General features: G+C 38.8%; 6 protein-coding genes. 1 reads left to right on the top strand and 5 read right to left on the bottom strand.

Annotation, left to right across the window (positions count from 1 at the left end; genetic code table 11):
• Positions 1–387: 387 nt before the first annotated feature.
• Complete coding sequence (locus ACR0QT_RS08870) at positions 388–1887, bottom strand: tagaturonate reductase (RefSeq protein WP_432630452.1); 1500 nt, start codon at positions 1885–1887, stop codon at positions 388–390.
• Between the two features lie 434 nt (positions 1888–2321).
• Between ACR0QT_RS08870 and ACR0QT_RS08865 the strand changes: the two genes are divergently transcribed.
• Positions 2322–2621: a Dabb family protein gene (locus ACR0QT_RS08865; protein WP_432630451.1), complete on the top strand. Its 300-nt coding sequence runs from the start codon at positions 2322–2324 to the stop codon at positions 2619–2621.
• A 176-nt stretch (positions 2622–2797) separates the two neighbouring features.
• Here the strand turns inward: ACR0QT_RS08865 and ACR0QT_RS08860 are convergent, their stop codons facing one another.
• From ACR0QT_RS08860 to ACR0QT_RS08845, 4 genes are all read right to left on the bottom strand, one after another.
• Positions 2798–3553 carry a YARHG domain-containing protein gene (locus ACR0QT_RS08860; RefSeq protein WP_432630450.1) on the bottom strand — a complete coding sequence of 252 codons (756 nt, stop codon included), beginning with the start codon at positions 3551–3553 and terminating at the stop codon, positions 2798–2800.
• Between the two features lie 44 nt (positions 3554–3597).
• A complete protein-coding gene (locus ACR0QT_RS08855; RefSeq protein WP_432630449.1) occupies positions 3598–4029 on the bottom strand; it encodes a zinc ribbon domain-containing protein in 432 nt (143 codons plus the stop codon).
• An 11-nt stretch (positions 4030–4040) separates the two neighbouring features.
• On the bottom strand, positions 4041–4916 hold the full coding sequence (locus ACR0QT_RS08850; RefSeq protein WP_432630448.1) for a zinc-ribbon domain-containing protein: 876 nt from the start codon (positions 4914–4916) through the stop codon (positions 4041–4043).
• Positions 4917–5069: 153 nt separating this feature from the next.
• Positions 5070–6809: a zinc ribbon domain-containing protein gene (locus ACR0QT_RS08845; protein WP_432630447.1), complete on the bottom strand. Its 1740-nt coding sequence runs from the start codon at positions 6807–6809 to the stop codon at positions 5070–5072.
• Between the last annotated feature and the right edge of the window lie 171 nt (positions 6810–6980).

Below are 6980 nucleotides of genomic sequence, written 5' to 3'. Positions count from 1 at the left end.
ATTGGTCGGTAAATGAGGGAGGCTTATTTGGCATGCCCAAAAACAGGATGTATCAGAGCTGTATATAAAAATGGCTCTGATGTCAGGAATGGAGTAGGATTCTCATGAATCCCACCCCAACTATTGACATAGAGCCGAAAGTTTGTAATCCCCCACTTATAGAGGAGGAGACATCCGCTCTGATTGATACGAAATTTTCCGTTCAGGTAATTTCCCCGTGTACAGGAACAAAAAAGGGAGAGAAAACTTGATGGTCTTCTCTCCCTCATCCCAAATCTGCGACTGTTGTACATTTGTATATAAGAAGCATTCTGCTCTTATCACTCAAATGCCAAGGTTTCACAGTCCCAGCCTTTTATGGGTATCTATTAACTTTTAAACTTCTTTTTACAGACAGCTTGCGTATGCAGCCTTTGCACCCTCGGTGCGGATCATCTTCAGGTCTGCAACAACCTTCTCCTCAAGACCTGCGATCTTGGTCAGATCCTGATCCCACATCTGCTCGTTGGTCAGAACAGCGTGTACCAGCTCCTCTGCGGAGTCGTTCTTGTGTGCATAGTAGAACTCCAGAGCCCATCTGTCATCGCTTACGGTGTACTCGTTGCCTGCCGGACGCTTGCAAACCAGACCAGCGTCGGTCAGAGCCTGAATATCATTGCTGTAGAATGCAATGTAAGCAGCCAGAGACATAGTCAGGCACTCCGGAAGCTGTCCCTTCTCCTCGATGTAGCCCAGGAAGGACGGCATGTTTCTTGCTTTCCACTTGGAGGTGGAGTTCAGGGAAATGCTCATCAGCTCGTGGTTTACGAACGGGTTGTTGAAACGATCCTCAACTGCTGCTGCGAACTTCTTCAGATCATCCTTGTCCAGCGGAAGGGTCGGGATAACCTCATCATACAGCATCTTGTTCATGAAGCCCTTGATGGTCTCGTCATGCATGCAGTCACGAACGATGTTCTCGCCTGCCAGGTAAGCACCCAGAACAAATCCGGTGTGTGCACCGTTTAAGATACGAACTTTTCTCTTCTTGTACGGGCTCATATCCGGGGTAACGAATACCTTGTCCAGAAGACCAGCCTTCTTGAACGGAAGTACATCGTTGAGCTTCTCATCGCCCTCGATTACCCAAACACCGAATACCTCACCAACATCGGTCAGCGGATCTTCGTAGCCGTTCTTCTCATCCAGTGCCTTTACTTCCTCCTGGTCACGAATACGACCCGGAACGATACGGTCTACCAGAGAACCACAGAAGGTGCAATCCTCGTTTACATACTTCTTGAATGCATCCTCAAGACCCCACTGCTCAATGTACTGGTTTACGCACTTTAACAGCTCTTTACCGTTGTTGTCGATCAGCTCACATGCCAGCATGATGATGCCCGGCTTGCCTGCCTGATAACGATGATACAGAACCTGGGTCAGCTTTGCCGGGAAGCTGGACGGCGGGCAGTCATCCTTCTGGCAAGACGGATCATACTGGATACCAGCCTCGGTGGTGTTGGAAACGATGATCTCAAGATCGTCGCTTGCTGCAACTTCCATCATCTTCTCGTAATCAGCCTTCTCATACGGATTCAGGCAGTTTGCAACGCTGGAAATCACGCGCTTGTCATCTACCTTCTTACCGTTCTCGCTTCCGCGCAGATACAGGGTGTACAGACCCTCCTGCTCGTTGATCATCTTTGCCAGACCCGGAGCAATCGGCTGTACCAGACAACACTTTCCGTTCCATCCAGCCTTCTCATTTGCAAGATCGAACCAGTAATCTACGAATGCACGAAGGAAGTTTCCCTCACCAAACTGCATAACCTTTACCGGAGCATCCTCCAGAATGTAGCCATCGTAACCGGATTTCTTTAATACATCATAATTCAGAAGTGCCATCGCTATTTTTCTCCTTTCTATTGACCGCGTCTCATTGTTACTGTATCATTCAGAATTTTCCATTCAGAAAATTCTTACCTGTGAACTGTAACGTCCCATCCGCTGACGTCTGTGTACGTTTTTCATTTCTGAGCCCTATTCTACCACACTTTTTTCAATTTGGGAATACCAAATTGTAAATACTTTCATAAAAATTTTTCCTTTGTTTTTAGGGGATATGATTGTCTGATTTGTGTCAAAATTGTAAACGCTTTCATTTATATAGAAATCTCAATAATTTTGCTGACTTCTCCCGTTTTTTCGTAGTATAATAAATTCAGAAATACTAATCACACCTTTAAGTTTCTCCCACTTGAGCGACAAACTTTCAAACCTGCGCTCCATATTAAGCATATTAAGTCAAATGCAAACTATCTTATCAGGAGGATAAACCTATGATTCGTCATATCTTATTTTGGAAATTTACCGATCAGGTAAAAGCTGAACACCGCGAGGCAGAGGCTCTCGCCTTTCTTCAAAACTCTGTTGCAACAATGGATGGACACATTGACGGACTTCTGCGCGCAGAGATCGGCATAAACACCGCCGGCGGAGACTATGATCTCGTCTTCTACTCCGAGCTTGCAGACGAGTCCGCCTTAAAAGCCTTCCAAAACCACCCGCTCCACGTCGCCCACAGAGAACGTTGCAAAGACATCGTGACGGATCGACTCTGCGGAGATTTGGAGTGCTAAAGCATTATCAATTTTCATCAAAGGCTTAATTATTCCACATCATAATACGGGCTGTCTCACATCCCAAAACAACAATATGGCTGAATTCTGTATTTGAATTATTTTCCTATACAAAATCCAGCCATATCTTTTCACTATTTAATCTTCGATATAAAATCCCATCTTTTAACTATTTATTATTGTTCTATTACCTTTTCCAATTCCAACAGAGTATTTCTGTTAGCAATCTCATACTCATTGAAAACACTGTCTCCCATTTTATCAAACTCTTCCGGTGTATATAACGGCGTATACCAGGACTTAGACTGAAAATATTCATTTAATTTTTCATTCTTAAATATTCGTCCATGTCTTGCATATATCTCATTCCGAGCAATATAAACCTGGTCAGCTGACATACTCCTAAGATCTTCTCCATTATAATACTTGGTCGCACATTCTGGAAGAATATAATCGTCTGTCAATGATCCAAAAACAGGCTTGCTTTCATCTGTATCCGCATCCGTTTCTTCCATGCTTTCTGTCTCAGTATTTACTACCTCAGTTTCTTCTGCACTTTCACTTTCAGCACCTGTTTCTTCTATTGTTGTTTCTTCTGTATCCTCACTCTCCTCCATCGAATTATCTGCTACCAAACTCTCTTCCACTTTACTTTCTTCTAAAAGAGTTGTCTCTTTTCCATTTTTCTCTAAATCATATTCCTTCTTAAAAAATAATACTCCACCAACAACCACACATACGCACACAACACCGGCTACCACAATACCAGCTCGAATTTTTGAAGATTTTCCCTTTTTTCCTAATCGATCCGCATGATTTTCTTTTGGCTGATCGCTTCTTTTATTCGTCGGTTCAATCCCAGTTCCTGTACCACAGTAAGGACAAAATTTTGCTCTATCATCAATCTGCTTTCCACATTTTCCGCAAAACATTTCTTAATTCCCTTTACCTTTTCATATTCATATTGTTATGTAATCTAATTTACCTTTGCCCCACAAGATGTGCAAAACACATCTCCCTCTTCCAATGATGCTCCACAGGAAGGACAGAATTTTCCGCCAGCACTGGATAATACAATCTGTTCCAGTTTAGACCCGCACTTATTGCAAAAAGCACTGTCTAACGTAATAATCTGGTGGCAATATTCACACTTCCGAAGTCCCTGCGCTGCCAGTTTATTACGCTCCAGAGTTTCTCGTTCTTCTTCTAACTTTTTTATAGAACAAATAGCTTCCTTATATTCCTGTTCACAATCTTCCCTATGTGCTTCAAGATAAGTCCGCCCAATCGATATTAAAAGCTCTTTAATTTTGTTATCTGTCTCCAAAATCTGACTGTCAAATTTTGCCGTAGACACATTTGTTCCTATCTTCTGTATATTTCCTTGAAACGAATCTAAAAATCCCATGATGTTTTCTCCTATTCGATACCGAAATAAGCTCTTATAAGCTGTCTATCTACATAGTCAACTTCCCAACACTTTTTCTTTTTATTATAGATAAACTCTACGGTTCCTGTATAACTTTCTCTTTCATCTGTTGTCTCTGCCTTTTCAACAAATTTCTTCAAAACAAAGGACACATCTCCCGTACCAATATCTATAAGTTTTGATACTTCACTTCCAGCAGTAACTAGCTTTGCAATATTGCGTATACTCATACTGTCTTCTACTATATTGCGATTCACTGCATTAAGATCCAAATGTTCAACCGTGACATCCGCTTTGATTTTCTTTCCTTTTCTCACCTGATTCACAATCCGAAAATCGGAATACTCTGTTATTGCTCGGACTAAGGACTTTTGATTCTCCGTATCTTGTGAAAAATATTCGGTTATATCTTCCCTCAAATAATTAATCTTTTTCTCTGCTTCTGAAGATCTTAAAGAGATTCCAAATCGTGAAAGCATTGAATCAAGCTGACTCGTAATCTGGCTTGTCAAATCATCGATCTCATATGCCAAACATTCTTGATACAAGCCTTGATTGTTCTGATATCTGGTACTGTCTTCCAAATACGCTTCCATTACCGCAGTGGAATCAATCGGTGCAAATACCGGTTTCAATAACCGACTAAAAAATATCAGCCCCAGAATGACCACAACACAGGCTATCACACCTGAAATCTTTTTTGAAACTACAAGATTACCCATTTTAGGAAACTCTAATGATTTCATAACATCCATTCCGCCTAAAGTTTCCTTAACGTTCTTTTCGCGAACAGACATTTTTGCTCCACACTTTGAGCAAAATGTACTTCCATCTTTTATTTCACTTCCACATTTCGGACAATACATTCGTTCTCTTCCTCTTTTATCTTCTCCATCTCGGACAGTATTAGTTCATTGTAAGCGCGCTCATGTAAAAAAATCTTTGTATATATTATTTGATTTTTTTCCATTATCTCTACTATCTTTCTCATCCTACAGTGCTCTAATTATGTTTTGTTTTTAATACATATCATCAATCATGCGATGATGTTCACAAATCTTATCTATAAGATATAAACTAAAATCTTCAACTTTGTTTCTTTTCAAACTTACTATTCCTCTTATATTTTTATCTATATACTCCTTGTTTTCCCCATCATATCTTTCTAATATTCCATTTCCATCAGAGTTCTCAATAATTAAAATATCCCCAGACTTCATGCTTTCCCATTGCCAAACTTCTCCATCACAAACATCCGTGATATTTCCATCTAAATATTGCCTTAAAAATCTTCCATATAAAAATAAAACAGCTCCCGAATCCATCAATGCTATCCAAGAACCTCTAGCATTTTCAGGCAATAACATTCTCTCATCTTTATTCGATTGTAAATATACCCCCTTTTTCCCGTTATATATAATATATTTTCCATCATCAGAAATTTCAAACGAAGAATAGTTATTATCAACATCTAAAATTGTATCTTTAACTTTATCTTTTACAATCCATGTCAACTCAGCATTATCATTCAGCAACTCCAAAACATCTTCTGAACTCTCTATTTGAGATAACTTTAGTGACTTATATTCAATATTAGTTGCCATGACTGCCACTGCTGGAACGTTATTTGCTACCTTTATATCGCTAATATCACTAATATAATTTTTTGCCACTACTATTTCTTTATTTCCATCAAAATAACATATTGAAACATAAAAAAAATGATACGATTCTAATTCTTGCCGAAGCTCCGCTTTTGATATTTTGTCATTACTCATATCATCATCGATAAAATCCATACAAGACGCAGCTTCTATTTTAAAATAATACCTTTTTCCATCCTCATAGTTACTCATTAATTTTAAAGTATTTCCCTTTGTAATCTCTCCATCTTTATAAGAATAAACATAAAAAGCATCTATCCCATCATCCAGAAACTCCATTTCTGAAAGATCCGAATTCCACGCATACGGTATTCCTAAATTTTCCATAAGATCGTTTCGTCTATTGTTCCTTACATCATAAAGAAAAACATACCTCGTACTATCATCTTCATTCGGTTGCACAATCAAAAACTTATTCAGATCTTCAGATGCTATAAATCGTGATTTTGAATTTAAATCAATTAACTGCTCTTTTTTATTTTTCTTCAGCTTATATTTATATAAAGAACCATTGTTTTTTATATAAGCAACTTCCGATCCATCCGCATTAATTGCATACTCACAGATATTTGTATCAATTAAGACTTCTTTATTATCTTTTCCTTTAAGGTTTCGATACAATAAGGATTTATCTTCTGTGTAAAACACTTTACTTCCGTCTTCATTTAATATAGGTGCAGAAAATATAGCATCTGTATAATACACATCTTTTTCATTGTATCCTGCCTGTCCATGTTCACGCGTATTGGCATTATAGTAGTACCATTCATTTCCATTCTTCTTGTAATAATACGCATCTACTGTTTCTGGATGAGTTTTTGTCTTAATGACCACGCCCCCAATCACTACTACAACTGCCACAGCCACTGTCGTACAAGCAATTACTATTTTCTTAAACACATTATTCTTCTTTTTCTCTTCACTCTTTTTTTGCAGTTCTGCGCCACATTTCGGACAGACCAATGCATCTGGCTCTAATTTTTCTCCACAATTTCTACAAAACTTCACTTGTGCTTCTTCTAACTTTCCCCCACATTCCGCACAAAATGTCATTTCATCCCCGTATTCTTTTCCGCACCTTGAACATTTTTTCATCCTCTATCCTCCCCAAAATATATCTATTTTTTCCATTTTACCCCCCCCCGAGCTAAAAATGTCAAGTTTAATATTTCTTATCTGGAACATTATAGTTTTATCATTCCGCTTCGCAATTTTCATAATCCCAGATTTAAAACATGTCCTATCTTTTTCTATATAAAAAAGCCG

The organism is Brotaphodocola sp., assembly GCF_050873365.1.
In the GTDB taxonomy this organism is placed as follows: Bacteria; Bacillota; Clostridia; order Lachnospirales; family Lachnospiraceae; genus Brotaphodocola.
The sequence above is the reverse complement of the archived record's forward strand: the minus strand, read 5'-3'. Positions and strand labels throughout refer to the sequence as shown.

Excerpts from the sequence above, each read along its gene's own strand:
- ACR0QT_RS08870 (WP_432630452.1), bottom strand. The coding sequence starts at position 1,887 with ATGGCACTTCTGAATTATGATGTATTAAAGAAATCCGGTTACGATGGC.
- ACR0QT_RS08865 (WP_432630451.1), top strand. The coding sequence starts at position 2,322 with ATGATTCGTCATATCTTATTTTGGAAATTTACCGATCAGGTAAAAGCT.
- ACR0QT_RS08860 (WP_432630450.1), bottom strand. The coding sequence starts at position 3,553 with ATGTTTTGCGGAAAATGTGGAAAGCAGATTGATGATAGAGCAAAATTT.
- ACR0QT_RS08855 (WP_432630449.1), bottom strand. The coding sequence starts at position 4,029 with ATGGGATTTTTAGATTCGTTTCAAGGAAATATACAGAAGATAGGAACA.
- ACR0QT_RS08850 (WP_432630448.1), bottom strand. The coding sequence starts at position 4,916 with ATGTATTGTCCGAAATGTGGAAGTGAAATAAAAGATGGAAGTACATTT.
- ACR0QT_RS08845 (WP_432630447.1), bottom strand. The coding sequence starts at position 6,809 with ATGAAAAAATGTTCAAGGTGCGGAAAAGAATACGGGGATGAAATGACA.